The following is a 26,976-nucleotide window of genomic DNA, read 5'->3' on the forward strand; positions in this document are numbered from 1 at the left end:
GTCCTCGGCGTCCGGTCAGTCGGTGATCCGCAGCAGCAGCTTGCCCGTCGAGGTGCGACCGCCCATCAGCCGATGGGCCTCGGCCGCCTCCGACAGCGCGAACTCCGCCGTGACCGGAAGGCGCACCGTGCCGTCGGTGACCTTGCGGAACGCCCGCTCGGCCAGCGCGCGCAGCGCCTGGGGCGCGGACTGGGCGAGCGCCAGGATGGAGAACCCCGCGACGGAACGGCCCTGCGGGTACAGCTCGGGCTGTCCGACGCGCCACGGCTCCGCGCCGCTCGCGTTGCCGAAGGACACCAGGCGTCCGAACTCGGCCAGGACGCCGAGGCCCCGGCGCAGGGTCTCGCCGCCGATCGGGTCGAGGACCAGGTCGACGCCCCTGCCGCCGGTCGCGCGCCGGACGTCGTCGTCGAAGGTGCCGGTGGTGAACACCTCGTCGTAGCCGTGCTCCAGGGCGTGCCCGGCCTTCGCCGCGGAGGAGACCACGCCGTAGACCGCGCCGGCTCCCGCCGCCCGGGCCAGCTGCCCGGCCACCGTGCCCACGCCTCCTGCGGCGCCGTGCACCAGCACGCTCTCCCCGGCGTTCAGCCGGCCCACCTCGTGCAGCAGGGCGTGCGCGGTCGGCACCACGGTGGGGAGCGTGGCCGCCGTCCGCAGGTCCAGGCCCTCGGGGAGCGGGAAGACGGTGGCGGTGTCGGCGACGACCACCTCCGCGTAGGCGCCGCTGCCGACGAAGGCGGCGACGTCCTGCCCGGGGTGGAGCCCCTCGACGCCGGCGCCCACGGCCCGGACCCGGCCGGAGACCTCCAGACCCGGGCGGTAGGGCAGCGACTGCACGCGGTAGCCCTCGGCGCGGGCTTTGAGGTCCGCGAAGTTGACGCCGGCGTAGGCGGCGTCGATGGCCACTTGGCCGGGGCCGGGCTCGGGGACCTTGGTCTCGACGACCTTCAGCACCTCGGGATCGCCGTACTCCTCGAACTCCACCGCACGCATCATCGGAACGCACCCTTCGACTGAGTGTTCAATGGAAAGCGAACACTCGGACTGTAAGATATTCATCGAACACTCGGCAAGGGGCTCGGATGCCCGACGGGGCGCCGACGAGGTCGCAGGGCGGGGAGAGGGGCATGGCGAATCAGACGGCGGGTGGCAGTCACCGTGCCGCACCGGTGCACACGGATCCCGAGGACGTCTCCGTCCTGGCCGCGCTGTCCGCGCTCGCCGACCCGGTGCGCATCCAGTTGATCCGCGAGCTGGCGGGTTCCCCGGTGTGGACGCGCAGTTGCGGCAGTTTCGACGTGCCGGTCGGCAAGGCCGCGCTCAGCCACCACTTCTCCGTCCTGCGGAGTGCCGGCCTGGTCGAGCAGCGGGATGAGGGGCCGAAGCGGGTCAACCGGCTGCGCCGCGAGGAGTTCGACGCACGCTTCCCGGGGTTGCTCGACCTGGTCCTGCGCGCCGACGACGTGGAGTGAGGCATCCCTGGTCAACTATATGGACGGGTCGTTCATATTCTGTTTATATGGACTCACCGTCCACTTCTTGCGGGGAAGGCAGACCATGACCAGCACGCCCCACACCAGCACCCCTCGTGTCGCGCTCGTCGCCGGCGGCTCCGGCGGCATCGGCCGGGCCGTCGTCGAGCGGCTCGCCGCGGACGGCTTCGCCCTCGCGGTGCACTACGCCGGCAACAAGGCCAAGGCCGAGGCCCTCGTCGAGGAGGTCACCGCATCCGGCGGGCAGGCCCTCGCCGTCAGCGGTGACGTCGCCGACGAGCAGGAGATGCAGGCCGCCTTCGACGCCGTCGAGACGGCGTTCGGCGGGATCGACGTGGTGATCAACACTGCCGGGATCATGGTGCTCGCGCCGATCGCCGACCTGGACCTGGACGACCTGGACCGGATGCACCGCACCAACATCCGCGGCACCTTCGTCGTCGCCCAGCAGGCCGCCCGCCGGGTGCGCCGCGGCGGCGCGATCATCAACGTGTCCACGTCGGTCACCCGCACCCAGCTGCCCGCCTACGGGGCCTACGTCGCCAGCAAGGCCGCCGTGCAGAGCATCACGCTGATCCTCGCCCGCGAACTGCGCGGCAAGGACATCACCGTCAACACCGTCGCCCCCGGCCCCGTCGCCACCCCGCTCTTCCTGGAAGGCAAGGACGAGGCCACCGTCGCCCGGTTCGCCCAGGCCACCCCGCTGGAGCGGCTGGGCGAACCGCGTGACATCGCCGAGTCGGTCGCCTTCCTCGCCGGCCCCGCCCGCTGGGTCAACGGCCAGGTCCTCTACGCCAACGGCGGCCTCGCCTGACCCCCCGGACGGGCACGAGCGAAGGAGAGACATCGTGACCGAGCAGGCCGAGGGCGCCGAGGAGCGCCCGGCCCGCAGGCGCGGGCGCCGCCCCGCCGACGAGGTTCGCGCGGACGTCTTCCGCGCGGTCGGGGAGGTGCTCCTGAACGAGGGAATCGCCGACCTGACCTTCGAACGGGTGGCCCGCCTGTCCGGCGTCAGCAAGACGACGCTGTACAAGTGGTGGCCCTCCAAGGGCGCCCTCGCCCTGGACGGCTACTTCCACGCCGTCGAGGAGACCCTCGCGTTCGACGACACCGGCGACATCCGCGCCGACCTCACGCGTCAACTGCGGTCGTTCGCGCACCTCATGACCCGGACGCCGGCCGGGCGGGTGCTGACCGAGCTGATCGGCCAGTCCCAGACCGACGAGGACCTGGCCACGGCCTTCCGCTCCCTGTACTCCTCCGGACGCCGGCGACTGGCCGGGGAGCGGTTGCTGCGCGCCAGGGAGCAGGGGCAGATCCGCGACGACATCGACGTCCAGGTCCTCGTCGACCAGCTCTGGGGCGCCGTCTACCACCGGATGCTCATCCCGGACGAGCCCGTGACCGACGACTTCGTCGTCGCCCTGGTCACGAACCTGTTCGACGGCATCACCCCGCCGACCGAACACCGCCCGACCGCCCAGGACGACCACCGGGACGGCACGTAACGGAGCCGACGGCGAGGCCGGTGGTCCTCCGACCCCCTACGGCGCCCTGCCGGCCTGCGACGCGGCCTGGCAGACTCCGCGCTCATGGAGTCGGAAGTGATGGCCGCACTCATCGGCACGCCGGCGGTTCTCGTCACAGCGGCGGCGGCATGGGCCGCCGGGCGTACGCAGAGCCGTGGCGCGTACCACGGGCCCGTCGACGCCGTTCGTCGTACGGCCCAGCGCGAGGCCTACGCCGACCTGTATCGCTCGGCCCGCCGGTTCATCGACGCCTTCGAGAACGCCGAAGAGGCGCTGGACCGGGTCCCCCGGAACGAGCCGGATGATCTGCCGTCGGACGTGCGCGAACTGGTGAGTGAGATGCACGAGGCTCAGGACGCCCTCGAACGGGCCGCGGACATGGTGCGGTTGGAGGGTCCCGAGAGCCTCGCGCGGATCGCGGACCGCATCTGGGACAGCGCCGCGGGACTCGGCGGGCAGCGACTGGGCGCGCGGTGGGGACGGACCGCGCCCTTGTTCACCGCCACCATCGCCACGCCGGAGCAGAACGTGGCCAGGGACAAGGCGATGACGGAGTTCACTGCCGCGCACCGGGGGCTGCTGCCGGCGGCTCGCGCGTATCTGAACGGGGGGCCGCCGGGCCGACGGGGCTGAACCGGTCGATCGGCTCACGCTGTGCGCGGGCGCAAAGGAGGAGGGGAGTGGTGGCGTCGCCCTTGGTGACACCGAGGCCGGGGGTCTGCACGGCGAGGGGCTCCTTGACGCCCGCGTCCGCCCGTTACGAGCCTGTACAGGCATTCGGCCGGCCCACCGGCGGTCGAACGAACGTCGCATTCCCGTCAGTTGCCGAAGCGTGCTCCATCTCTACCTAGCCCTAAGTAGAGTTCGAGCATGCCTCACGAGCCGTCAGGTCCCCGGATGACGCTGCCGACCCAGTTGGTGCTGCGCGCGTTCCTGGAGGAGCCCACCGAAGAGCTGTACGGGCTGGAGCTCTGCGCCAGAGCCCAGCTGGCCAGCGGCACGATCCACCCGATCCTGGCCCGGCTGGAGTCCGTCGGCTGGCTGGTGTCCCGCTGGGAGGAGGCGGATCCGCACGAGCAGGGCCGCCCCCGGCGCCGCTACTACCGGCTCAGCCCGGACGGCGTCGTATCGGCCAGGGCCGCGCTGGCCCGCGCCACGGCCGGCAGGAACGCGCTCGGCGCACTCCGTCCCGGCCTGGCCGGAGGCGCCGGCTGATGAACGCGGAGCCCCTTCCCGGCGGTCCGAGCCTCGCCGGCGAGTCACCGTACAGTCAGGCGGTCAGGCTGGCCGGCGACCTCGTCCGTACGCTCGCTCCCGCCGACATCCGCGCCAAGGACCTGGCGCACCGTCTCGGCCTTCGGCGCTCCAGCGCCATCAGCAGCGACATCGACCTGGCGCTCGACCTGGCCGAGGCCGTCGGCCATCTCCATGTCGCCGCCGTCCGGCTCCCCGCCGTGATCGGCAGACCCCGGGCCGTCGCCGCGCGCACCGCGTACCTCGTCAAGGGGCTCGCCTACGCCGCCACGGCCGCCGGCGGACTCGCGCTGCAACTCGACCGCGTCGACCCCCGAGGGAGCGCCCAGGCCCGACGCGTCGCCCGGGCCTGCGGTGAGGCCATGACGCTGCTGGACAGGTTCACCACCGCCCTGCACAGCCCGGAGGAGGCCGCCGCTCCCCGCACCGCCCGACGCCGGGTCAGTCCGACGGCCCAGTGGCTCATCGGCTCCGCGGCGCGCGTCCTGCCGGCCGCGGACCGCTCGCGCTACGTCGAGGAGTGGGGCGGCGAACTCTGGGACCTCGCGGCGGAGCCGCGCCGCCGCCACCTCGTGCACGCCCTCCGCATCGCGGTCCACGCCTGGTCCACCCGCCGGGCGGTCCTGTCCGCGCGGCGGGACGACGGCGGTGAGGAGTGGTGAGGCGAGCGGGGTGAACCGGCCCCCAGCCTGGGGTACACCGCCTGATGCCCACCACCTCAGGGAGGAGAGGAGGCTCAGGCGTGGTAGCCCGGCGCGCGCAGCGGCGGGACGACGGGTACTTCCATCGCGTTCTCGATGTCCGCCGCGGTCATCCTGAACTCCTCGGGATACGCCTCGCGCGTGGTGCGGCGGGCGGGCTCGGTGGTGCGCCAGGTGTACAGGCACCGCTCGCACTGGCGGACCAGCCACACGTCCGCCACCGGCGAGGCGGCGAGCGTCCGAACGGCATCGAAGGCACAGCGGGGGCATACGGCATGGGTGGTCATGAGAACTCCTTGAGCGGGCCGGGGGGGGCGGGTCACCGGGCGGAGGCGGCGCGCAGCCGCCGGAGCCGGGCCGTCCACTCCCGGGTCTCCGGCAGGTCCCGCGCGGGCGTCGAGAAGTTGCCCCGCGCATCGGGGGCGACCGGAGTCGTCGCATCGATGATCATCTTGCTGGTGATGCCGGCGGGCCGGGCCGCGGGGGCGAGTTCGACGACCGACAGGTTGGGGACGACGACCACGTCCTCCCGGGGGTCGACCTTCGCGGACATCGCCCACATCACCTGCGGCAGATCGAAGGGATCGACGTCCTCGTCGACGACGATCACCTGGCTCACGTAGCCCAGGCCGTGCCGCGTGGTCATGGCGCGCATGCCGACGGCCTTGGCGAAGCCGCCGAACCGCTTGGCCGTGGAGATGACCACCAGCATGCCGTGCGTGTACATCGCGTTCACGGCCCGCACCTCGGGGAACTCCGCGCGCAACTGCTTGAGCAGCGGCACACAGGTGTTGGGGCCCACCAGGTAGTCGACCTCGGTCCACGGCTGGCCCAGGTACAGCGACTCGAACACCGGGTCCGTGCGGTACGAGACGCGGTCGACCCGGATGACGGGCATCCGCCGGCCCCCGGAGTAGTGCCCCGTGAACTCGCCGAAGGGCCCCTCGATCTGCCGCTTCCGCGACTCGACCACCCCCTCGATGACGACCTCGCTGCCCCACGGCACGTCGAAGCCGGTCAACGGGGCGGTGGCGAGGGGAGCGGGCGCCCCGCGCAGGGCTCCGGCCATCTCGTACTCGCTCCGGTCGTACGCCATGGGCATCCCCGCCACGATCGCCATCACCGGGTCGTTGCCCAGCGTGATGGCGACGGGCAGGTCCTCGCCCTTCTCCTCGGCCTCGCGCAGGTGCAGCGCGACGTCGTGCACCGGCACCGGCTGGAACGCGAGCCGGTCGGGGCCGATGACCTGGATGCGGTACGTGCCGACGTTCTGCTTGCCGAAGTCGTCCGGTGCCTCGGGATCGCGGGAGACGACGGCGGCCTTGTCGAGGTAGAAGCCGCCGTCACCGTCGTTGAGCCGGAACAGGGGCAGCACGGAGAACAGGTCGACGTCCGCGCCCTCCTGGGTGTTCTCCCGCCAGGGGGCGTCCTCGCGGCGCTCGGGGGCGACGGGGAAGGCGTCCCAGCGCGAGGCGAAGACCTCCACCTGCTCCTTGACCGGAGTGTCCTTGGCCAGCCCCAGGGCGAGGGCGTGGTTGGCCCAGGAGCCGTGCACGTTCAGCGCGATGCGGGCGTCGGTGAAGCCCTTGACGTTGTCGAAGTACAGGGCGGGCGCGCCCTCGCCGATCCGGCCGGCGGCGTTCGCGGCGGCGGCCAGATCGGGCTCGGGGAGCACCTCGTCGGTGACGCGCAGCAGTTGTCCCTCCTCGTCGAGAGCGGTCAGGAAGCTGCGCAGGTCGTCGTATGCCATGGGGGATGTCCTTCGGTACGAGGCGGGGGCCGCCTGCCGGGGGCGGGGCAGGCGGCGGGCCGGCCGGCGCCGGCGCGGGCCGTGCGCATCCCCGCCCAGCGCCGCGCGGCGGGCGCGGGCAGGTCGAACTGGTCGAGGACGCGGGCGGTGATGTGGTCGACGATGTCGTCGACGGAGGCCGGGTGGTTGTAGAAGGCCGGCACGGGCGGCACCATCCGCACGCCCATACGCGCCAGGGCGAGCATGTTCTCCAGGTGGATCTCGCTCAGCGGCGTCTCCCGTGGCACGAGGACCAGCCTGCGCCGCTCCTTGAGCACCACGTCGGCGGCACGGGCCACCAGCCCCTCCGCGTATCCGGCGCGGATTCCCGCGAGCGTCTTCATGGAGCAGGGCGCGATCACCATGCCGTCCGTGCGGAACGAGCCCGAGGAGATGGCGGCGCCCTGGTCGTCGGGCTTGTGCGTGACGTCGGCCAGGGCGCTCACGTCCGCGACCGACAGGCCCGTCTCCAGTTCGAGGGTGCTGCGCGCCCACCGGGACAGGACCAGATGGGTCTCCACGTCATCCAGCCCGCGCAGAGCCTGCAGGAGCCGCACCCCGAAGATCGCGCCGGTGGCGCCGGTGATGCCCACGATGAGCCGCACGGTTGTCCTCCTCAGCCGGTGTGAACTGCGCCTTTCGCGGTGACGCAGCAACTTCGAACCTAGGTGGTGCACCGGCACCGGCCTGGGTACGCTCGGGACTCACGATGGGGAAAAACAGACACCTTGGCATCAGGGACCTGCCGTACACGGCGGCGGTCGGCGCGCCGGCGGGTGTCGAGGTGGTGCCCCTGGGCGGACTCTTCGACCGGGCCCGGCGCCACGGCAACGACCCCCACGCCTCCCTGCGCCCGGCCTTCCACCAGCTGATCGCCGTCCGCGAGCGGCCCCTGCACCTCACGGTGGACTTCGTCGAGCACGAACTGCCGCCCGGCGCCTGGCTGTGGATCCGCCCCGGGCAGGTGCAGCGGTTCGGGCGGGACCTGCCGGCCGCCGAGGGCACGATCGTGGTCTTCCAGCCGGGATTCCTGCCGCCCGCGACCCTCGCCGCCGCCGGGATGGACCCGCCGTACCGGCAGGCGCCGGTGCTGCCCTCGGGGCAGGACGCGCGGGCGCTGCGCCTGGGCCTGGACCACCTGGCGTTCGAGTTCACCGCCCTGACCTCACTGCCGCTCGCCTCGCACGTCGAGGTGCTCCGGCACCTGGTGTCCGTACTGGTGCTGCGCCTGGCCAAGGCGACGGGCGGGTCCGCGGCGCCGGGCCCCGCGACGGAGGTCTTCCGGCGCCTGTCCGACGCGGTGGAGCGCGACCACCGGGTGACGCGGCGGGTCGAGGACTACGCCGCCGCGCTGGGCTACAGCCCCCGCACCCTGTCCCGCGCGAGCCTGGCGGTCACCGGCATGAGCGCGAAGAAGTACATCGACGAGCGGGTCCTGCTGGAGGCCAAGCGCCTGCTGCTGCACACCGACCGCGCGGCGAAGGACGTGGCCGCGGAGCTGGGGTTCGCCGATCCCAGCGACTTCACCAAGTTCTTCCGGCTGCGCACGGGCACGACGCCCGGGGGGTTCCGGGCGCGGGCACTCCGCGCCGACACCACCTGAACGCGCCTACGCGGGAGGCCGGTCCGTGCCCATGGCGACGATGTCCGCGCCCGCGAAGACGGCCGTCGAACCCGGAACCGGCCCCGAGGTCCGTGGACTTCGTGATGTCTCCCGAGGGCATGAACCACGCCGGGACTCTCCTCGCCGAGATGGATACCGACCACTAGACCGGCTCGTGAGCACACCACAGGCACCGACCGAAGGGACGCCACCGTGTACGGACTGACCGTGGAACACCGCACCGACCCGCTCGGCGTGGACACCGCGCGCCCCCGCTTCGGCTGGCGCATGCGGGCCGCCGGACGCGGGCGGAGCCAAAGCGCGTACGAGATCCTCGTGGCCACCTCGCCCGGCAGGCTGAACAGTGCCCGCGCGGACGTCTGGAACAGCGGCCGCGTCAGCTCCGACCGGTCGGTGGCCGTGCCGTACGCGGGCGAACCCCTCAAGCCCTCGACCCGCTACCACTGGACCGTCACCGTCTGGGACACCGACGGCCGAAAGGTCGGCAGCGGGGCCGTCGCCCGGTTCGAGACGGGCCTGATGAGCACCGACGGCGTCACCGGCTGGGAGGGCGCGCAGTGGATCGGCATGCGGGGCAAGGCCCCGAACTCGCCGGGCGCCCCGATGCTGCGCACCCAGGCGCGCCTGACGGGCCGGGTCCGCGAGGCGCGGCTCTACATATCCGCCCTCGGCGTCTACGACGCCTACGTCAGCGGGCACCGCGTGACCGTCCCGCAGGACGGCGGCACCACCCTCGAACTGCTGCCCCCGGGGTGGACCAACTACGACGCACGCGTCACCTACCTCACCTACGACGTCACCCACCTCGTGGCCCGGGAACCGGCCGTCACGCTGGCGGCCGTCCTCGGCAACGGCTGGTACAACGGCCGCATCTCCGAGGGCAGCACCTACCACTCCGAGAGCGGCAACGCCCTCGCCCTCAAGGCCAGGCTGCTGATCCGCTACGCCGACGGCACCACCCAGTCCGTCGTCACCCGGCCGGACGGCTCCTGGAAGGCCACCGACACCGGCCCCTGGCGGGCCGACGACATCTACGACGGCCAGACCTACGACGCCCGCCGGGAACTGCCGGGCTGGACCTCCCCGGGCTTCGACGACTCCGCCTGGTCCGACACCGAACGCGTCCCCTTCGAGACCAGGTACCCGCAGGCGGAACTCCTCGCCTACCCGGCCGAGACCGCCCGGCTCATGAGCCGCTGGGACCGCCGTCCCCGCTCCGTCACCGTCTGCACGGGAGTGACCGGTGAGGGCCGGGGCCGGGTCGTCGTCGACCCCGACCGGACCGTGACCGACCCGCACCGGGCGGCCTCCGCGCCGGTCACCCTCGGAGCAGGCGACACCGCCGTCTTCGACCTGGGACAGAACATGGTCGGCGTACCCCGCTACACCCTGCGCGGGCCGGCCGGCGCCCAGGTCACCTTCCGGTTCGGCGAGATGCTCAACGACAGCGGCGCCGGCGCGGACGGCCCCGCAGGGTCCGTGTACCGGGCCAACCTGCGCAGCGCCAAGGCCACCAGCACCTACATCCTCAAGGGCGACCGCGACGGCGAGACCCACCAGGACTCCCTGACCTTCTACGGCTTCCGCCACGTCTCCGTCACCACGACCGCGACGGTCACGATCACCGGTCTGACCGGGAAGGTCGCCACCTCCGCGATCCGGGAGACCGGCACCCTCACCACGAACGACCCCGACACCAACCGGCTCATCGGCAACATCCGCTGGGGCCAGCGCGGCAACTACCTCTGGGTCCCCACCGACTGCCCGCAGCGCGACGAACGCCTCGGCTGGACCGGCGACACCCAGGTCTTCGCCGCGACGGGCCTGTACAACGCGGACGCCGGACCCTTCCTCGCCCACTTCCAGAACACCGTGATCGACTCGCAGACCCTCTACGGAGAGGACAAGGACCAGTTCACCGGAGTCGCCCCCGGCGCACGCTACAACTTCCCCGGCGGCGGCAGCGGCTGGGCGGACTGCGGCGTCGTCCTCCCGTGGACCCTGTGGCAGATGACCGGCGACCCGACCGTCATCGAGAGCAGCTGGCCCGCCATGACCCGCTACCTCGACTGGATCCGGCAGCAGACCGGCGACACCTACGCCGGTCAGGGCTCCCTCACCGGCGACTGGCTCGCACCGCAGAAGACCAGCGCCCAGCTCATGAGCGACGTCTACTACGGCTACTCCGCCCGGCTCATGGCACACATGGCCCGAACCGTCGGCCGCCCCACGGAGGCCGCCGCGTACGAACGGCTCTTCGGCGAGATCAGGAAGGCGTTCATCAGGAAATACCTCGCCACCGGCGGCGGCACGGTCACCGTCAGGTCCAGCCTCGGCGAGGCCTCCCCGATCGAACCGGGCGCGGATCCCGACGAGAGGACCGAGGACAACTCCCAGTCGGCGCTGCTGTGGGTGCTCAAGCTCGGCTTCTACGACACCGAGGCCCAACGCCGCGCCCTGGTCCAGGCGTTGGCGGACAACATCGGCAACGACGCGGCCTACAAGGCGGCCCACCCGGACAGCAGCCGGGTCAAGTACGCAGAGAACACGCTGTCCGTCGGCTTCCTCGGCGTCAACGTCATCGCGCCCGTCCTCACCGACGAGGGCCGCGCGGACCTGGCGTACGCGCTGCTGCACCAGGACGCCATGCCGTCCTGGCTGTTCTCCGTGCGCAACGGCGCCACCACCGTCTGGGAGCGCTGGAACTCCTACTCCGAGGAGGCCGGCTTCGGCCCGGTCAGCATGAACTCCTTCAACCACTACGCCTACGGCGCCGTCATGGAGTGGATGTACGCCTGCATGGCGGGCATCGCCCGGGACCCGGAGAGCCCCGGCTTCAAGCACTTCCTCCTGCGGCCGCACCTCGACCCCACCGGGAGGATCACGCACGTCACGGGCTCGCACGTCTCGCCGTACGGCGAGATCAGGAGCGAGTGGCGCGTGCCGGACGGCGGCGGGCAACTGGCGTACGACGCGGTCGTGCCCGCCAACAGCGAGGCCACGCTGCACCTTCCCGCGGCCTCGGCGGACGCCGTCCGCGAGGGGCGTACCCCGCTGGCTAGCGCGGACGGCGTGCGGTTCCTCGGGCACAGCGGCGGGGTGGCCTCGTTCCGGCTGCCGTCCGGGTCGTACCGCCTGACGAGCGCACTTCGCTGACCGCTCCGGAAACTTTCGCAGTCTGCGGCGGAGAAATTAACATGAGGGGGTGTGCGAGGCCGCAGCCGCGTCGGAGCGGACGACACCGTCGCCCGTCGCCCGAACTGCGTGCTGTCGGTGGCCCAGCTCTCCGCGGACGAGCGGGCCCAACTGAAGGCGAAGGGCATCCCGTTCGTCGTCTTCGACCCGACCGCCGAACTGCCGGACGACGTGCCCTTCGTCGGCGCCACGAACTGGTCCGGAGGCCGGACCGCGACCCGGCACCTCACCGAGCTCGGGCACCGCCGCCTCGCGATGATCAGCGGCCCCGAGGACGTCCTCTGCTGCACCGCCCGCCTGGACGGATACCGCTCCGCGCTGCGGGCCGCCGGCCTGCCCGCCGATCCGGGGCTCGTCGCGCACGCGCCGCTCACCCGGGAGGACGGCTGCGCCGCGGCGCGTTCCCTGCTGGCCCTGCCCGACCGGCCGACGGCGATCTTCGCCGCCAACGACCTCCAGGCACTCGGCGTCTACCAGGCGGCGCGCGAGGCCGGCCTGCGCATCCCCGACGACCTGAGCGTCGTCGGCTTCGACGACCTGCCCGTCGTCGCCTGGGTGGACCCACCCCTGACCACCGTCCACCAGCCGCTCACCGAGATGGCCGTCGCCGCCACCGAACTGGCGCTCGCCCTCGGCCGCGGCGAGGAAGCGCCCCAGATCGGCCTGGAGCTCGCCACCACCCTCACCGTCCGCTCCAGCACCGCACCGCCGCCCGCCTCCGCGAGCCGAGGCCGTTGATTTCCAGCGGTGCCCGTCGCTAGCCTCGTCGGAAACTGTCCACGGATCGAGCGCGAAACTTTCCGCGAAAGTTTCTCCGGCGAGAGGACTCGATGAGAGTGCCGAGCACACCCGACCCGGGCACCACCCTCCGCAACCCCGTGATCCCCGGCTTCCACCCGGATCCGAGCGTCTGCCGGGCCGGCGAGGACTACTACCTCGCGTGCTCCAGCTTCGAGTACTTCCCCGGCATACCGATCTTCCACAGCCGCGACCTGGTCCACTGGACGCAGATCGGCAACGTGCTCGACCGGCCGGGCCAACTCCGCCTGCCGCCCGGCTCGCCCTCCTCCGGCGGGATCTACGCCCCCACCCTGCGCTACCACGACGGCCGCTTCTGGCTGATCGTCACGAACGTGAGCGGCGACGGGAACCTGCTGGTCACGGCCACCGACCCGGCGGGCCCCTGGTCCGATCCGATCCTGCTGCCCGGGGTACGCGGCATCGACCCGGACCTCGCCTGGGACGACGACGGAAACTGCTGGTGCACCACCGCCGGAGTCACCCAGGTGCGTCTCGACCCGCACACGGGACAGACGCTCGGCGAACCGCGACGCCTCTGGTCCGGCACACCCGGCGCCAAGGCCCCGGAAGCACCGCACCTCTACCACATCGGCGACTACTGGTACCTGATCATCGCCGAGGGCGGCACCGAGCGGTGCCACGGCGTCTCGATCGCCCGCGGCAAGGCACCCGAGGGCCCGTTCGAACCCTGCCCCGCCAACCCGATCCTGACCCACCGGGGCACCGACCACCCCATCCAGAACACCGGCCACGCCGACCTGGTGCAGGGCCCGGACGGCTCCTGGTGGATGGTCCTGCTCGGCGTCCGGCCGCAGGGCGGCACCCCCGGCTGGCACGTCCTCGGCCGCGAGACCTTCCTGGCCCCGGTGACCTGGTCCGACGGCTGGCCGGTCGTCGGCGAACTCACACCGGACCTGCCCCGGCCCCCGTGGCCGCTCCAGGAACCCCCCGTTGTGCCGGTCCGGGACGACTTCGACGACAGCGAACTCGCCCCCGCCTGGATCTCACTGCGCACCCGGTCCGCGGAGCACTGCACCACGAAGGAGCGGCCCGGCTCGCTCACCCTCCGCGCCCGGGGCGAGTCGCTCGACGACCCCGAGGTCACCTTCGTCGGCCGCCGCCAGCAGCATCTGTCCTTCCGCGCCCGGGTGTCGGCCGACCCGGCCGAAGGAAGCGGCGGGCTGGCCGTCCGCCTCGACGAGCAGCACCACTACGAGATCGAGGCGACACCGGGCGAGGTGAGGGTCCAGGCCCGCGTCGGCTCGCTGCGCTCGCAGCTAGCCTCCCGCCCGGTCCCCGCAGGTCCGGTGGTGCTGAGGATCGAGGCGGCCGCCACCCGGCAGGTCAGCGACGCGCGCCAGGGCCCGGACACCATCACCCTCGGCCTGGAGGACGCGGACGGCACCTTCGCCGAACTCGCCACGCTCGACGGCCGTTACCTGTCCACCGAGGTCGCGGGCGGCTTCACGGGCCGGGTCATCGGCATGTACGCCGCGACCGGGACCGTCCACTTCGACTGGTTCGACTACGAGCCACTGGACGCCGACGCGGCCGGGTAGGCGGACACGGGCATGGCCGGCCCCGCACACGCGGTCAGCAACTGACCGCATCCCCTGGGACGGTGACCGTGCACGCCGCCCGGACACCCCGACCACGGGCCGGCCCACGACGCGAAGGCCCAGATACCGCGATGACCGTTCTCGACGCCCGGGCGCTCAACCGCGCCACCCTCGCCCGGCAACTGCTGCTCGACCGCGCCGACCTGCCGGTGCTCGACGCCGTCGCGCACCTGTGCGGCCTCCAGGCACAGGAACCGCAGGAACCGTACGCCGGCCTCTGGTCCCGGCTGCGGACGTTCGACCCGGCGGCGCTGTCGGACCTGCTGACCGGACGGCGCTTGGTGCGGACCCACCTCATGCGCCGCACCGTCCACCTCGTCACCGCCGCCGACGTCCTGGCCTGGCGGGCCCGCCACCACGACATGCTGCGCACCCGGGTGCTCGGCACGTACCGCCGCGAACTCGACGGGATCGACCTCGGGGAACTCGCGGCGGCCGGCCACGAGGTCATGGCCGACGGCGAGCCCCGCTCGATGTCCGACCTCGCCCGTGCCGTCTCCGGCCGCTGGCCGGCCGCGGGGATCCGGCCCCTGGGCGAGATGCTGGCCGCCGCCCTCCTCCCGACGGCGCAGCTGCCGCCGCGCGGGCTGTGGCGCACGACCGGGGGAGCCCGCTACGCGCTCCTCTCCACCTGGCTGGGGCGCGAGACCGACCCGCCGGCCCCGGACGGCTCCGACCCCGTGGGCCAGGCGCTGGTACGGCGTTACCTGGCCGCGTTCGGCCCCGCCGCCTCGGCCGACCTGCGCGCCTGGTGCGGCCTGGCCGGACTGCCGGCCGCGGTCGCCGCCCTGCGCGGCGAACTGGTCGCCTTCCGCGACGAGCGCGGCCGGGAACTGCTCGACCTCCCCGACGGGCCCCGCCCCGACCCGGAGACCCACGCCCCGGTGCGCTTCCTGCCCGCGTTCGACAACGCGATCCTCGGCTACCACGACCGCAGCCGGATCATCGACGACGCCCACCGCGGCCTCTCGGTCGCCGGCGCCCGCGTCGTCCTCGTCGACGGCCGGGTCGCCGCGACCTGGACCGTCGAGGCCGGCACCGGCACCGTCCTGGTCACCCCGCTGCGCCGCTTCTCCCGAGCCGACCGGGCCGCCGTCGAGGAAGAAGGCCGGGCGCTGGCGTCCTTCCTGTCCGACGGCGCCGGCCAGCGGGTACGGATCGCCGCGTCCTGACAAGCGACGCCGGACAACTGCCGATACGCGATAGGCGCCCGGCCCCGGGGGTACCCAGGAGTGCGCCGCGGACGCGACCACGCAGGCGTCCGCACGGAGCAGCGAGGAGCCCGGCATGGGACGGAAGCGGCCGCGGACGGACCCGAGCCGGGCCACGCGCCTGCGGCAGACCGCCGCCGAGGTGTTCGGCTGGGACACCCTCCTGCCCGAGCAGCTCACCGCCATGGAATGGGTGCTCGACGGCGAGGACACCCTCGTCGTCATGCCGACCGGATCCGGCAAGTCCGCCGTCTACCAGGTCCCCGCCCTGCTGCTGTCCGGGCCGGTCGTGGTCGTCTCGCCCCTGCTCGCGCTCCAGCGCGACCAGATCGCCGGTCTGCCGGACGGCGACCGCGCCCCCGGCGCCGTCGCCGTCAACTCCGACCTCGGCGCGGCCGGGACGGCGGACGCCTGGGACGCAGTGCGCAGCGGCGACGCCCGCCTGCTCTACCTGTCGCCGGAACAGTTGGCCAAGGACGATGTGGTGGAGCGGCTGGCCGAGGCACACCCCGCCCTGTGCGTGGTGGACGAGGCCCAGTGCGTGTCCTCCTGGGGCCACGACTTCCGCCCCGACTACCTGCGCCTCGAACAGGCGGTACGCCGGGTGGGCCGGCCACCCGTCCTGGCCCTGACCGCCACCGCCGCCGCACCGGTGCGCAGGGAGATCGCCGAACGCCTGGGCATGCGCCGGCCGCGGCTGATGGTCACCGGCTTCGACCGGCCCGAGATCAGACTGGAGGTCCGCCGCTTCCTGGACGACGACGAACGGCGCCGGGCCGTCGTCGAACGGGCCGCCGCCGAACCCAAGCCGGGCATCGTCTACGCCGGGACCCGCAAGGACAGCGAGCACTACGCCGGTGAACTGGCCGCCCTCGGACTCGCCACGGAGGCCTACCACGCCGGGCTGCGCGCCGCCGAACGCGAGCGGATCCACGACGCCTTCCTGTCCGGCGCGGCCGACGTGGTGGTGGCGACCTCGGCGTTCGGCATGGGCATCGACAAGGAGGACGTGCGGTTCGTGCTGCACGCCTCACTGCCGGGTTCCCTGGACGCCTACTACCAGGAGATCGGCCGCTGCGGCCGGGACGGGCAGCCGGCCCTCGCCGTCCTGCACTACCGGGCCGAGGACACGGGCATGCGGACCTGGTTCGCGGGCCGCACCCCCGGCCGCGACACCCTGGCGGACGTGGCCCACGCCGTCCACGACCACCGCGGGGACGCCCCGGACCTCGACGACCTGCGCGAGGACACGGGCCTGTCCAGGAACCGCGTCACGGCGGCGGTGAACCTGCTGGAGGAAGCGGACGCCGTCGCCACGGGGGAGGAGGGGGAGGTGCGCCCGGCCGCCGGCGTCTCCCCGGAGCGGGCGGCCGAGCAGGCCGCGCGGACGGCGCAGGCGCACCGCCGCACCGACCGCACGCGGGTCGAGATGGCCCGGGCCTACGCCGAGACCACCGGCTGCCGACGCCGCTTCCTGCTGGGCTACTTCGGCGAGAACCACCCGGGGGCGTGCGGGAACTGCGACCTGTGCGACGCGGACCGTGCCGGGCACGGGCAGGAGGAGCGGCCCGCCCATCCCGCCGCGGCCGCCTGTCCCGTGGGCACCGAGGTGCGGCACGAGCAGTGGGGCGACGGCATGGTGCTCAGCGAGGACCGGGACCGCATCACCGTGTTCTTCGGACAGGCCGGCTACCGCACGCTGGCCCTGGAAGCGGTGGCCGGCCAGGACGGACTGCTCACCGTGGTGCGCAGGCCGGGCGAGGACCGGTGGGCCGGCTGACGTGAGGGGAGCACACTGGAAGGGAGCTGCCGGTGCTCACGAGGGGGTGTCGGCCGATGGAAGCGTCAGGGCGTACGACCGTGCGGTGCTGGCGGTGGCGGCGCAACCCGCTCAAGCGGCGCGTCGACGTCGTCGAAGCGTGGGTGGTGCTCGCCGGTTGGGTGTTCGCCCTGCTGGGCGGGCTGGTCGCCGGGTCGATGGCGGCGGGCGCCGTCGAGCGGGCCGTCGAACGGCAGCGGGCCGAGAGCCGCGAGGTCACGGCGGTGCTCGTCGAGGACGCGCCCGGCCCGTCCCCGGCGCGCGCGGCGAGCGATCACCGGGTCTGGGGCAAGGTGCGGTGGACCGCGCCGGACGGCTCGGCCCACCGGGAGGAGGCACGGGTGCCGCCCCGGGCGCCCGCCGGGAGCACGATCCCCGTGTGGGTGGACCGCGACGGTGACCTCACCACGCAGCCGGTGTCACCCGGCGAGGCCTGGTTGCACACCACCGTGGGCGGCGTGCTGGCGGGTGCCCTGACGGGCGGGGCGGTACTGGGAGCCGCCTGGGTGACCCGTCTGTGTCTCGACCGGCGGCGGATGGCGCAGTGGGACGCCGAGTGGGAGCGGATCGACACGCGGCGGGGGTGGAAGACGGGCTGATCGACACGCGGCGGGGAAGACCGGCTGAACCGGGCGGCCCTCGTGCGGTCGTGCCGCCGCTCTCCCGTGATCACGCCCGGCCGACCGTGTCCTGCCCCTCGATCGACTCGTGCTCGCCGGACGGGCCCGGCGCCGCGGAGCCGGCCGCCCCGACCCGCCGCCGGCGCACGCGGCGGCCGGTCAGGCGGGTGGCCAGTGGCTCGGTCCAGCGGGCGGTCAGCGGGCCGAGGAGGACCAGGATGAGGACGTACGCCGTGGCCAGGGGACCGAGGGACGGCTCGATGCCGGCCGTGACGGCGAGCCCGGCGATGACGATGGAGAACTCGCCGCGGGCCACGAGCGCCCCGCCCGCGCGCCAGCGGCCCTTGGGCCCGATCCCGGCACGGCGCGCGGCCCAGTAGCCGGTGGCGATCTTCGTCGCGGTGGTGACGGCGGCCAGCGCGAGGGCGGGCAGCAGGACGGGCGGGATGCTGGCCGGGTCGGTGTGCAGGCCGAAGAAGACGAAGAACACCGCGGCGAACAGGTCCCGCAGCGGCGCGAGCAGGCTCGACGCGCCCTCGGCGACCTCACCGGACAGGGCGATGCCGACCAGGAACGCGCCCACGGCGGCGGACACCTGCAACTGCTGGGCGACCCCGGCGACCACGAGGGTCACCCCCAGTACGACCAGCAGCAGCTTCTCCGGGTCGTCGCTGGAGACGAAGCGGGAGACGTGACGGCCGCAGCGCACCGCGAGGACGAGCACGAGGGCCGCCACCCCGAGCGCGATGGCGAGCGTGAGCGCGCCCGCGGCCAGGCTCACCCCGGCCAGCAGGGCGGTGACGATGGGCAGGTAGACCGCCATGGAGAGGTCCTCGAGGACCAGGATGCTCAGGATGGCCGGCGTCTCGCGGTTGCCGAGCCGCCCCAGCTCGCCGAGGACCTTGGCGATGACGCCGGAGGACGACACCCAGGTCACGCCGGCCAGCACCACGGCGGCGACCGGCCCCCAGCCGAGCAGCAGGGCCAGGGCCGCGCCGGGCAGGGCGTTGAGGACGGCGTCGACGATCCCGGCGGTGTAGTGGGTCCGGAGGTTGGAGACGAGGTCGGCGGCCGTGTACTCCAGGCCCAGCATGAGCAGCAGCAGGATGACGCCGATCTCCGCGCCGACGGCGACGAAGTCCTCGCTGGCGCCCAGCGGCAGCAGCCCGCCCTCACCGAAGGCGAGCCCGGCCAGCAGGTAGAGGGGGATCGGCGAGAAGCGGAAGCGCCCGGCGAGGCGGCCGAGCAGCCCGAGCCCGAGGATGAGGCAGCCGAACTCGATCAGGAAGACCGCGGAGGAGTGCATGGCGGGTCACTCCCGCCCGAGTATCGCGGCGGCCGCCTCCACGCCCTCGCGGGTGCCGATGACGATGAGGATGTCACCGCCGGCGAGCCGGAAGTCCGGGGCGGGGGAGGGGATCGCCTCGGCCCGGCGCAGCACCGCCACGACGGACGCGCCGGTGTCGGTGCGCAGCCGGGACTCGCCCAGCAGCCGCCCGTTCCAGTGCGAGGATCCGGGCAGTTCGATCCGCTCGGCGACGAGGCCCAGGTCGGTGGTGGACAGCAGGTTCGGCGTGTGGTGGGCGGGCATCAGCGCGTCGATCAGCGTGGCCGCCTCCTCCGCCGTGAGGCGCACCGACAGGTCGCACGCGTCGGGGTCGTCCTCGCGGTAGGCGCTGATCGTCCGGTGTCCGTCGCGGTGGGCGACCACCGACAGGCGGCGGCTGTCCCGTGTCGTCAGGTCGTAGCGGACCCCGATGCCCGGCAACGGCGTGCTGCTGAGGCGTGGCGCGCTCATCTCGTCCCCCTTCGGTCGGCGTACGCGTTCCGGTGACTCGCCTGCGGGGGGCCTCGCCCGGACGTGCGCCCAGATCCGGCCTGTGCGCTCATCCTAGGCGGCCGTGCGGGACCGTACCCGTCCCGCGTGTGCTACCTGGACGACTCCGGGACAGGGGATCCGGACGGGAAGGGAGTGGTCGTGGGCTGCCGCGCGGTCGCCCCCTCGACCTGCCGTACGGTGCCCGTCCCCGGCCGGTGGCCCTGGCCCGCGCCGGTGGACAGCTGGGACCAGGCCCCGAGGGCCAGGGCCACGGCGGCGGCGGTGGCCACGACACGTCCCACGCGCCGGACCTTGGCGCCGCGGTCCAGGTCCCGCCAGGCCACGCGCACCCACAGCTCCTCCGGCTGCCACAGGTCACCGACGGCGTGCGGGGGCTGGGGCTGCCGTCCCGTCGCCCTCTCCCGCGCGGAGGGTTCCCTGGGGGCCGAGGCGCGTATGGCGGACTCGCTGTCCGTCAGGAACCGCAGCCACACCTCGTCCGGGACCGAGAAAACGCCCTCCGGCTCGTCGGGTGCTCCCCGTCCGCCCGGTCCTTCGGTGGTCACGTCCCCTCATCCCCTCTCCGCCCGTCGGCCTGGTCACCGGGCAGCGAAGATCAGTATGCCGCCCGGCACCCGGAGCCGCTGCCCCGCGGACGCGGCGATGTGCGACCGGGACCGCCTCGATACGGGCGTGTGCGGCGGGGCCGCCGACGACCGGGATCCCGGGCCGCGCGACGAGGGTGGGGCGCCGTGGGGCGGGAGCGGCGCGCGGCGCTCCCGCCCCACGGGTCAGACGGCCGCCGGCAGCACGTGGTCGCCGACCTTGTCGGTGCTCAGGCACAGGGAGCAGACGACCGCGTCGTGCGTCCGGCACGCGGTCACGTCCGGCCGTTCGAACCGCTGCCGGCACACGTGGCAGTCGTAGGTGGTGGCGCTGGGGTTGCCGTCCTCGTCCAGGAGCGGCTCGTCGATGCCGTCGTCGGTGCGGCGCAGGTAGTACCGGCCCTTGGTGACCACGGCCATCAGCGGCGTGAGGACGAAGGCGATGACGGCCGCGGCGACGGGCGAGTACGGCTGGAGCGTGTCGCCCAGCGCGTGGAAGTACATGGCGATGGACAGCCCGGACGCGGCGACGAAGGCCACGACACCGACCGGGTTGACGGCGTAGAGCATGCCGCGGCGGAACTCGGGGGCGTGCGGGGACAGCTTCAGCACGTACTTGTTGATGCCGATGTCCGTGGCCACGGTGACCACCCAGGCGATCGCGCAGTTCGAGTAGAAGCCCAGGATGCTGTTGAGGAAGCTGAACATGTCGGCCTCCATCAGGGCGAGCGCGAAGCCCAGGTTGACCAGGACGAAGACCATCCGGCCCGGGTAGCGCCTGGTGACCCGGGTGAAGGAGTTGGTCCAGGCGAGGGAGCCGGAGTACGCGTTCGTCACGTTGATCTTGATCTGGCTGATCACGACCAGGGCCACGGCCAGCGGGAGGACGAGCCAGGACGGCATCATCGCGTCGAAGGCGTGCTTGAACTGCTGGATCGGCTCGGGCGCGGCGGCCGCGCCGACCTCGGCGATGATGTAGACCGCGAGGAACACGCCGATGGCCTGCTTCAGCGCGCCGAGCACCACCCAGCCCGGGCCGGCCATCACCACGGCCGTCCACCAACTGCGCTTGTTGGCCTCGGTCTTGGGCGGCATGAAGCGCAGGTAGTCGATCTGCTCCCCGATCTGCGCGATCAGCGACAGGCAGACGCCCGCGCCCAGCAGCACGGAGGCGGTGTTGACGCCGCCGTCGCCGTCGGTGCCCGCGTAGGCGAGGAAGCGGTCGACGCTCCCGGGGTCGGTGGCGACCAGGTAGACCAGCGGGCCGACCATCAGCAGCAGCCAGATCGGGGTGGTCCACACCTGGAGCTTGCTCAGCGCCGTCATGCCGTAGATGACCAGCGGGATCACCATGAGCGTGGACACCAGGTAGCCCAGCCACAGCGGCAGTCCGAGGCCCAGCTTCAGGCCCTGGGCCATGATCGAGCCCTCGAGGGCGAAGAAGATGAAGGTGAAGCTGGCGAAGATGACGCTGGTGAGGACCGAGCCGAAGTAGCCGAAGCCCGAGCCGCGCGTGATCAGGTCCAGGTCGATGTTGTAGCGGGCCCCGTAGTAGGCGAGCGGGAATCCGGTCACGAAGATGACGACCGCGGCGACGGCGATCGCCAGCAGCGCGTTGCCGGTGCCGTGGGCCAGGCCGATGCCGGCGCCGATGGAGAAGTCGGCCATGTAGGCGATGCCGCCGAGCGCGGTCGTCGCCACCACCATCGGAGTCCAGCGCCGGTAACTCCGCGGCGCGAAGCGGAGGGTGTAGTCCTCCAGGGTCTCCTTGACGGCCTGGTCCGTACCCCGCGCTGCCTCCTGCGCGGGTTCCGGCTCGACGACTTCTGCCAGTCGTGGCTCCGTACTCATGCCACGCCTCCTTGCTGCGGGTTGGGGACCGACAAGGCAGGCACGGTAGGCAGCGGTCGTTACCCCTAAATACTTCCTGCGTGAAGGGAATGTTTCGGAGGCATCTCACGAGACCTGGGGCCCCCGCCCGAGCGCCGCGACGAACGAGAACGGCGAAGGGCCCGTGCACAGGCACGGGCCCTTTCTGTCTGGCTGTCAGGCGGTGACGCGGTGACCCCTACGTGCGGTCACCCTTCGGCTTGCCCGGCTGGTCCGGCGTCCCGTGCGGCGGCGCACTGGACGGCTCCGGCGACGTGGCGCGACACCGGCGAGCCGCCGTGGCCCTCGCCCGTCTCGGGACGCAGGGCGCCCGGGTCGCCGGACGTCGGCTCCGCACCCGCGCGCAACTGCTCGAGCCGGGACCCCAGCAGCTCCGTCACCGGCAGCCGGTCGGCGTGCGACCGCTCGTACGCCAGCAGTTCCTCGACCTCGTCCGCCGACAGCGACCGCACACGGCTCTCCAGTCCGCCGAGCGGCAGATGGTCGTAGTCGGGCAGCGGCAGGGTGTTGCGGGCGGGATCAGCCATGGTTCTCACTTCCCTGTGTACGACGTGATGTACGACCGGGGCGGGCGGCCCGGGGCGGGCGGGGTGGCTCGGGGCCGGGTGGTCCGGGACCGGGTGGCTCAGCGGGCGCCCGGTCCGCCGCTGCCGAAGCCGCCGCTGCCGCCCTCGTTCCAGCGCGGACGCTCCTGCGAGGCGCTCGTCCGGTCGCTCTGGCGGCCGTTCGCCTTCAGCTCGTGCGGAGTCAGGCGCTCCTCGCTTCTCGGCATCTCGTCCGGTTCCCGGCGCTCACGCGTCTCGCGGACCGGGCCGCCGGCGGGCATCCGCGGCTGTTCCTCGGGGCGTGGCGTGGGCAGTTCCCTGCGCTTGTTGCGGAAGCCGAGGACGAAGGCCCCCAGCAGCAGGCCCACGACCACCACGCCCGCCACGACCAGCCCGATGCCGAGGGCGCCACGGCCCGCGGCCAGCTCCATCCATGCGGTATTCATGGCGAGCGGGTACCCCTGGTCCTCCCCGTGAACCGGCTCACCTCGATCGCGAGGACGAGCGTGACGAGGACCGCGAGGACGTCCGCGAGGACCTGGTCCGCGCGCGGTTCTCCTTGCGGACGGCGTCCAGCAGCTCCGCCTTCGACATACGCGAGCGCCCCTCGACCCCCATCCGCTTCGCGAGGTCGTACAGGTGCTCCTTCGAGGCCTGCTCGTCGACGCCCTCGCCGCTGCGCCCGCCCTGCTGCCGGGGCCGGGCCGACCGCGGGTCGGAGGGGCCCTTGCGGCCGCCCTCCTTGCGCTCCCAGTGGTCGCCGACCTTCTCGTGGGTGTGCTTCAGCGCGCCGAACGCCGTGCGGTGCGCGCGCTCGCCCTCGCCGTACTGCTCGACGGCCGAGTCGTGCGCCTTGATCCACGTGCGCTGCGCTTCCTTGGAGGACCGCTCCAGGGTCGACGGAAGCTCCTCTCGCCCGGGCATCTGACTCACCTCCGTGCGTGGTCGTTCCGGGGTCGGCCGGGTGCCCGGCGGCAGGGCCGGAAAACGGGGCGCGGCCCTTGGGAACACCGGGTTTGACGGGCAGGCCCGGGGGCTACCCGCGCGGTGTGACTTCGACGACATCCCAGCAGGAGCTGTTCCGGTTCCTGGAGGACCGCTTCGCCTGCGCGCAGGCGTGCACCGAGTGCGCGCGGGCCTGTGCGCTGCGCGCGAGCCTCGTGGATCCCGACGGCACCGAGAACCAGGAACTCGTACGACGCAAGGGCATCATGTGCGCGGAGGTCTGCGACGCGACCTGCCGCGTGCTGTCCGAGCAGAACCAGGTGGACGAGACCAGCATCCGCGTGCAGGTGGAGTGGTGCCGGACCGTGTGCCTGGAGGCCGCCCACGCCTTCGACCGGCAGCCGGGCGCGGAGGACTCCGCGGAGGCCTGCCGCGCGTGCGCGCGGGCGTGCACGGACTTCCTCGCGACCCTGAACTGACCCGGCGTCCGCACGCGCCGGCACGACACCGAGGGGGCATCGCCATTCCCAATTTCTGAAACACGTTCTACGGTGTGCGCCGACAGGACCGGCCTGGGGAGCCTGGAGGCGCCGTGCACCTCGAATACACGCCCGAGCAGCAGCGGCTGCGCAGCGAACTGCGCGCGTACTTCGCCGACCTGGTCCCGGACCACGCGTCCGCACGGCACGGCGACCCGGCCACCCAGAAGCGGTTCTACCGCGAGACCATCCGGCGGCTCGGCGCCGACGGCTGGCTGGGCGTCGGCTGGCCCCGGGAGTACGGCGGACGCGGCCTGACGGCGATGGAGCAGTTCATCTTCTTCGACGAGGCCGCCCAGGCCGGCGTCCCGCTGCCGCTGATGGCGCTGAACACCGTCGGCCCGACGATCATGCAGTACGGCACCGACGAGCAGAAGGCGTACTTCCTGCCGAAGATCCTCTCCGGGGAGATCGACTTCGCCATCGGCTACAGCGAGCCCGGCGCGGGCACGGACCTCGCGTCCCTGCGGACCCGTGCCGTACGGGACGGCGACGAGTACGTCGTCGACGGCCAGAAGATCTGGACGACCAACGGCGACACCGCCGACTGGGTGTGGCTGGCCGTGCGCACCGACCCCGACGCCCCGCCGCACAAGGGCATCACCATGCTCCTGGTGCCGACCTCGGCCCCCGGCTACTCCTGCACCCTCATCAACACCCTCGCCTCGCACGACACCACGGCGAGCTACTACGAGAACGTCCGCGTGCCCGTCTCGCACCGCGTCGGCGCCGAGAACCAGGGCTGGCGGCTGATCACCAACCAGCTCAACCACGAGCGCGTCACCCTGGCCGCCCACGGCACCATGGCGATCCGCGCCCTGCACGACGTGCAGCACTGGGCGATTCAGACCAAGCTCGCCGACGGCCGCCGCGTCGCCGACCTGCCCTGGGTCCGCCGCCTGCTGGCCCGTACCCACGCCAGGCTGGACGCGCTGAAGCTGCTCAACTGGCGGATGGTCGGCGCCGTCCAGGACGGCACGCTCACCCCGCAGGAGGCCTCCGCCGTCAAGGTCTACGGCTCCGAGGCCCGGCGCGACGCCTACGCCTGGCTCATGGAGATCGTCGCCGCGCCCGGCGCCCTGAAGGAGGGCTCGGCGGGCGCGGTCCTGCACGGCGAACTGGAACGCGGCTACCGCTCGGCGGTCATCTTCACCTTCGGCGGCGGCAACAACGAGATCCAGCGGGAGATCATCTCCTGGATCGGGCTGGGGATGCCGCGGGTACGCCGCTGACGGCCATTGTGACGAGGCTTTTTAGTTGGCATAAGAACCCCTAACAGAATGATCTTTGAGGTGGTTGGATCACTCTGGGATAGATGATCCGGAGGTGTGGGGTGGCTCGGCCGAAGCCGTGGGATGTCGATGACGAGCTGTGGGCGGTGGTCGAACCGCTGCTGCCGAAGGTGGAGCGTCGGGTTCGGCATCCGGGACGCAAGCGGCATCCGGACCGGCTGGTGTTCCAGGGCATCCTGTTCGTGCTGCATACCGGGATTGCCTGGGAACACCTGCCGCAAGAGCTTGGTTTCGGCTCCGGTATGACGTGCTGGCGCCGCCTGGCCGAGTGGACAGAAGCTGGCGTGTGGCCCCGGCTCCACGAGTTCCTCCTCTCCAGGCTCCGCAGCGCGAACGCCCTGGACTTCTCCCGGGCGGCGGTCGACGGCTCGCACATCCGGGCGCTAAAGGGGGACCCCAGACGGGACGAAGCCCTGTCGATCGGGGCAGGACGGGCAGCAAACATCACCTGATCACTGATGCCACCGGCATCCCGCTCGCCGTCACGCTGACCGGCGGCAACCGCAACGACGTCACCCAGCTCATTCCCCTGCTCGAAGCGGTGCCGCCGGTACGCGGCAAGCGGGGTCGCCCCCGGCGCCGCCCGGACCTCGTTCTCGCCGATCGCGGCTACGACCACGACAAGTACCGCCGCCTTGTCTGGGACCTCGGTGTGAAGCCCGTGATCGCACGACGCGGCACCGAGCATGGCTCCGGGCTGGGCACCCAACGCTGGGTCGTCGAGCGCGCCTTCGCCCACCTGCACTGGTTCCGCCGCCTGCGGATCCGCTGGGAGATTCGCGACGACATCCACGAAGCCTTCCTCACCCTCGGATGCGCCCTGATCTGCTGGAGGCGTCTTGCCGCATCACGACAGCAGCCGGTCCCTGCACCAGAAGGCCCTTGAAGCACTGGAGCCAGTCAGTGCACGCGATCCCCGCACTCCGCCGGGAACAGCATGGCACCTGGCGGCAGTTCGCCCGGATGCCGGGCGATCACCCGCAGGCATGCTTCGAGAGAGCCCTCCGTGGGCGGGTATTCGAGGGTGAGTTCGTTGAGCACGGTGATGGCACCAGCGACATGCATTTCCGCTGCATGCACGCCGTCGGAGAGACAGCCGGCCAAGATGCCGAAGGCTGCCGTGTCACTACCGTCGGTGACGCACTCGCGGATCTCGAAGCGCCAGTGCACGGCCGCGTCGGCCAGCAATGACTTGCCCCTCTTACCCAGCCCGACAAGGAAATCGGTGCGAGCTCGCACATGGTGGGCAATGGCACAGCAGATGGGAACCGCGGTGCCGTCAGGATCCACCACCCGCGTGTACCCGGCATGCGGATAGCACGATAAAGCCTCATCCAGCAGCCCCAACGCAGTGGCTTTTGCCGCCGGGTGCCCCCGCTGGGCGATGTCCAGAAGCAGCGGGGCCGCAACCACAGCCGCTGGGAACACCGCGGCGCTGTGGCCATGAACAATTCCACCGCCGCCAAGCTGCGAGCCAGCCTCCGCCGCCTGTACCAGGTTCCCTGCCTCGGAAAGGGCACGTAGACCGCGGGCGGCACGATCCGGTTCATACCAGTCAGGATGGCCCGATATTGAGCCCCAATCCACCGCGTCGATCTCATCCAGCACAGCAGCATCCTCGCACGCAGCCGCTACCCACCGTCCAAGTCCCAATGAGGACTTCGCAGACATTCCGTTAGTAGTTCT

At 72.5% G+C, this 26,976-nt stretch carries 26 protein-coding genes and 2 pseudogenes; 16 read left to right on the top strand and 12 right to left on the bottom strand.

Translation table 11 applies throughout. The features are described 5' to 3' along the window. Positions 1 to 15 precede the first annotated feature (15 nt). On the bottom strand, positions 16 to 993 hold the full coding sequence (locus tag ABZ386_RS09235) for a zinc-binding dehydrogenase (RefSeq protein WP_358964454.1): 978 nt from the start codon (positions 991 to 993) through the stop codon (positions 16 to 18). A gap of 134 nt (positions 994 to 1,127) precedes the next feature. Here ABZ386_RS09235 and ABZ386_RS09240 point away from each other — a divergent pair, with 134 nt between their 5' ends. From ABZ386_RS09240 to ABZ386_RS09265, 6 genes are all read left to right on the top strand, one after another. Next, on the top strand, positions 1,128 to 1,472 hold the full coding sequence (locus tag ABZ386_RS09240) for an ArsR family transcriptional regulator (protein ID WP_351344324.1): 345 nt from the start codon (positions 1,128 to 1,130) through the stop codon (positions 1,470 to 1,472). 85 nt (positions 1,473 to 1,557) lie between these two features. Next, on the top strand, positions 1,558 to 2,307 hold the full coding sequence (locus tag ABZ386_RS09245; protein WP_351344327.1) for an SDR family oxidoreductase: 750 nt from the start codon (positions 1,558 to 1,560) through the stop codon (positions 2,305 to 2,307). Positions 2,308 to 2,341: 34 nt separating this feature from the next. Further along, positions 2,342 to 3,001, top strand: a complete 660-nt coding sequence (locus ABZ386_RS09250) for a TetR/AcrR family transcriptional regulator C-terminal ligand-binding domain-containing protein (RefSeq protein ID WP_358964391.1) — start codon at positions 2,342 to 2,344, stop codon at positions 2,999 to 3,001. Between the two features lie 84 nt (positions 3,002 to 3,085). Continuing rightward, positions 3,086 to 3,655 (top strand): hypothetical protein, encoded by a 570-nt coding sequence (locus ABZ386_RS09255; RefSeq protein WP_358964393.1) that lies wholly within the window; start codon positions 3,086 to 3,088, stop codon positions 3,653 to 3,655. Between the two features lie 264 nt (positions 3,656 to 3,919). Further along, entirely contained in the window at positions 3,920 to 4,237 is a 318-nt protein-coding gene (locus ABZ386_RS09260) for a helix-turn-helix transcriptional regulator (RefSeq protein ID WP_351344336.1), read from the top strand. Further along, the gene (locus ABZ386_RS09265) at positions 4,237 to 4,938 is read left to right on the top strand and encodes a hypothetical protein (RefSeq protein WP_358964395.1); all 702 of its coding nucleotides are present in this window, start codon (positions 4,237 to 4,239) and stop codon (positions 4,936 to 4,938) included. The genes ABZ386_RS09260 and ABZ386_RS09265 overlap by 1 nt, the downstream gene beginning before the upstream one ends. Before the next feature lie 74 nt (positions 4,939 to 5,012). Here the strand turns inward: ABZ386_RS09265 and ABZ386_RS09270 are convergent, their stop codons facing one another. From ABZ386_RS09270 to ABZ386_RS09280, 3 genes are read right to left on the bottom strand one after another with little or no spacing between them, the layout of a single operon-like run. Then, entirely contained in the window at positions 5,013 to 5,264 is a 252-nt protein-coding gene (locus ABZ386_RS09270; RefSeq protein WP_356617601.1) for a non-oxidative hydroxyarylic acid decarboxylases subunit D, read from the bottom strand. 32 nt (positions 5,265 to 5,296) lie between these two features. After that, positions 5,297 to 6,727 (bottom strand): non-oxidative hydroxyarylic acid decarboxylases subunit C, encoded by a 1,431-nt coding sequence (locus tag ABZ386_RS09275; protein WP_356504679.1) that lies wholly within the window; start codon positions 6,725 to 6,727, stop codon positions 5,297 to 5,299. Next, entirely contained in the window at positions 6,697 to 7,371 is a 675-nt protein-coding gene (locus ABZ386_RS09280; protein ID WP_358964398.1) for a non-oxidative hydroxyarylic acid decarboxylases subunit B, read from the bottom strand. The genes ABZ386_RS09275 and ABZ386_RS09280 overlap by 31 nt, the downstream gene beginning before the upstream one ends. Before the next feature lie 104 nt (positions 7,372 to 7,475). Between ABZ386_RS09280 and ABZ386_RS09285 the strand changes: the two genes are divergently transcribed. The 7 genes and pseudogenes from ABZ386_RS09285 (at position 7,476) to ABZ386_RS09315 (ending at position 17,634) form a co-directional block, all read left to right on the top strand. Then, the gene (locus ABZ386_RS09285) at positions 7,476 to 8,369 is read left to right on the top strand and encodes a helix-turn-helix transcriptional regulator (RefSeq protein ID WP_358964400.1); all 894 of its coding nucleotides are present in this window, start codon (positions 7,476 to 7,478) and stop codon (positions 8,367 to 8,369) included. Between the two features lie 213 nt (positions 8,370 to 8,582). Further along, a complete protein-coding gene (locus ABZ386_RS09290) occupies positions 8,583 to 11,546 on the top strand; it encodes a family 78 glycoside hydrolase catalytic domain (protein WP_358964401.1) in 2,964 nt (987 codons plus the stop codon). 78 nt (positions 11,547 to 11,624) lie between these two features. After that, a pseudogene (locus ABZ386_RS09295) lies at positions 11,625 to 12,323 on the top strand (substrate-binding domain-containing protein); the annotation flags it as partial. Between the two features lie 92 nt (positions 12,324 to 12,415). Further along, positions 12,416 to 13,945 carry a glycoside hydrolase family 43 protein gene (locus ABZ386_RS09300; protein ID WP_355726866.1) on the top strand — a complete coding sequence of 510 codons (1,530 nt, stop codon included), beginning with the start codon at positions 12,416 to 12,418 and terminating at the stop codon, positions 13,943 to 13,945. A 131-nt stretch (positions 13,946 to 14,076) separates the two neighbouring features. Beyond that, complete coding sequence (locus tag ABZ386_RS09305) at positions 14,077 to 15,177, top strand: winged helix DNA-binding domain-containing protein (protein ID WP_358964403.1); 1,101 nt, start codon at positions 14,077 to 14,079, stop codon at positions 15,175 to 15,177. 115 nt (positions 15,178 to 15,292) lie between these two features. Then, positions 15,293 to 16,996 (top strand): RecQ family ATP-dependent DNA helicase, encoded by a 1,704-nt coding sequence (locus ABZ386_RS09310; RefSeq protein ID WP_358964405.1) that lies wholly within the window; start codon positions 15,293 to 15,295, stop codon positions 16,994 to 16,996. Between the two features lie 56 nt (positions 16,997 to 17,052). Continuing rightward, positions 17,053 to 17,634 (top strand): hypothetical protein, encoded by a 582-nt coding sequence (locus ABZ386_RS09315; protein ID WP_351344368.1) that lies wholly within the window; start codon positions 17,053 to 17,055, stop codon positions 17,632 to 17,634. Between the two features lie 70 nt (positions 17,635 to 17,704). On the opposite strand, the gene ABZ386_RS09320 is transcribed toward ABZ386_RS09315, so the two are convergent. The 7 genes and pseudogenes from ABZ386_RS09320 to ABZ386_RS09350 all read right to left on the bottom strand — a co-directional run bounded on the left by ABZ386_RS09320 (position 17,705) and on the right by ABZ386_RS09350 (position 23,438). Beyond that, positions 17,705 to 18,961 carry a cation:proton antiporter gene (locus ABZ386_RS09320; protein WP_351344371.1) on the bottom strand — a complete coding sequence of 419 codons (1,257 nt, stop codon included), beginning with the start codon at positions 18,959 to 18,961 and terminating at the stop codon, positions 17,705 to 17,707. A gap of 6 nt (positions 18,962 to 18,967) precedes the next feature. Next, entirely contained in the window at positions 18,968 to 19,453 is a 486-nt protein-coding gene (locus tag ABZ386_RS09325) for a TrkA C-terminal domain-containing protein (protein WP_037758104.1), read from the bottom strand. 131 nt (positions 19,454 to 19,584) lie between these two features. Next, entirely contained in the window at positions 19,585 to 20,040 is a 456-nt protein-coding gene (locus ABZ386_RS09330; protein WP_358964406.1) for a hypothetical protein, read from the bottom strand. A gap of 225 nt (positions 20,041 to 20,265) precedes the next feature. Next, complete coding sequence (locus ABZ386_RS09335; RefSeq protein ID WP_358964408.1) at positions 20,266 to 21,930, bottom strand: allantoin permease; 1,665 nt, start codon at positions 21,928 to 21,930, stop codon at positions 20,266 to 20,268. Positions 21,931 to 22,147: 217 nt separating this feature from the next. Next, positions 22,148 to 22,496, bottom strand: a pseudogene (locus ABZ386_RS09340) (hypothetical protein). 98 nt (positions 22,497 to 22,594) lie between these two features. Continuing rightward, positions 22,595 to 22,960 (bottom strand): DUF6479 family protein, encoded by a 366-nt coding sequence (locus tag ABZ386_RS09345; protein WP_351344381.1) that lies wholly within the window; start codon positions 22,958 to 22,960, stop codon positions 22,595 to 22,597. A gap of 37 nt (positions 22,961 to 22,997) precedes the next feature. Beyond that, positions 22,998 to 23,438: a ChaB family protein gene (locus tag ABZ386_RS09350; RefSeq protein ID WP_114250197.1), complete on the bottom strand. Its 441-nt coding sequence runs from the start codon at positions 23,436 to 23,438 to the stop codon at positions 22,998 to 23,000. 125 nt (positions 23,439 to 23,563) lie between these two features. On the opposite strand from ABZ386_RS09350, the gene ABZ386_RS09355 reads away from it, so the two are divergent. The 3 genes from ABZ386_RS09355 to ABZ386_RS09365 all read left to right on the top strand — a co-directional run bounded on the left by ABZ386_RS09355 (position 23,564) and on the right by ABZ386_RS09365 (position 26,176). Continuing rightward, the gene (locus ABZ386_RS09355; RefSeq protein WP_355720963.1) at positions 23,564 to 23,938 is read left to right on the top strand and encodes a ferredoxin; all 375 of its coding nucleotides are present in this window, start codon (positions 23,564 to 23,566) and stop codon (positions 23,936 to 23,938) included. 113 nt (positions 23,939 to 24,051) lie between these two features. Continuing rightward, positions 24,052 to 25,230, top strand: a complete 1,179-nt coding sequence (locus tag ABZ386_RS09360) for an acyl-CoA dehydrogenase family protein (protein WP_358964409.1) — start codon at positions 24,052 to 24,054, stop codon at positions 25,228 to 25,230. Positions 25,231 to 25,313: 83 nt separating this feature from the next. Continuing rightward, positions 25,314 to 26,176 (top strand): IS5 family transposase gene (locus ABZ386_RS09365; RefSeq protein WP_358964410.1). Its coding sequence is split into 2 segments (ribosomal slippage): positions 25,314 to 25,674 and positions 25,674 to 26,176, totalling 864 coding nucleotides; the frame shifts between segments, so codons are not numbered across the junction. Positions 26,177 to 26,190: 14 nt separating this feature from the next. On the opposite strand, the gene ABZ386_RS09370 is transcribed toward ABZ386_RS09365, so the two are convergent. After that, positions 26,191 to 26,898 (bottom strand): hypothetical protein, encoded by a 708-nt coding sequence (locus ABZ386_RS09370; protein WP_358964412.1) that lies wholly within the window; start codon positions 26,896 to 26,898, stop codon positions 26,191 to 26,193. Positions 26,899 to 26,976: the final 78 nt, after the last annotated feature.

The organism is Streptomyces sp. NPDC006140, from assembly GCF_040628815.1.
In the GTDB taxonomy this organism is placed as follows: domain Bacteria; phylum Actinomycetota; class Actinomycetes; order Streptomycetales; family Streptomycetaceae; genus Streptomyces.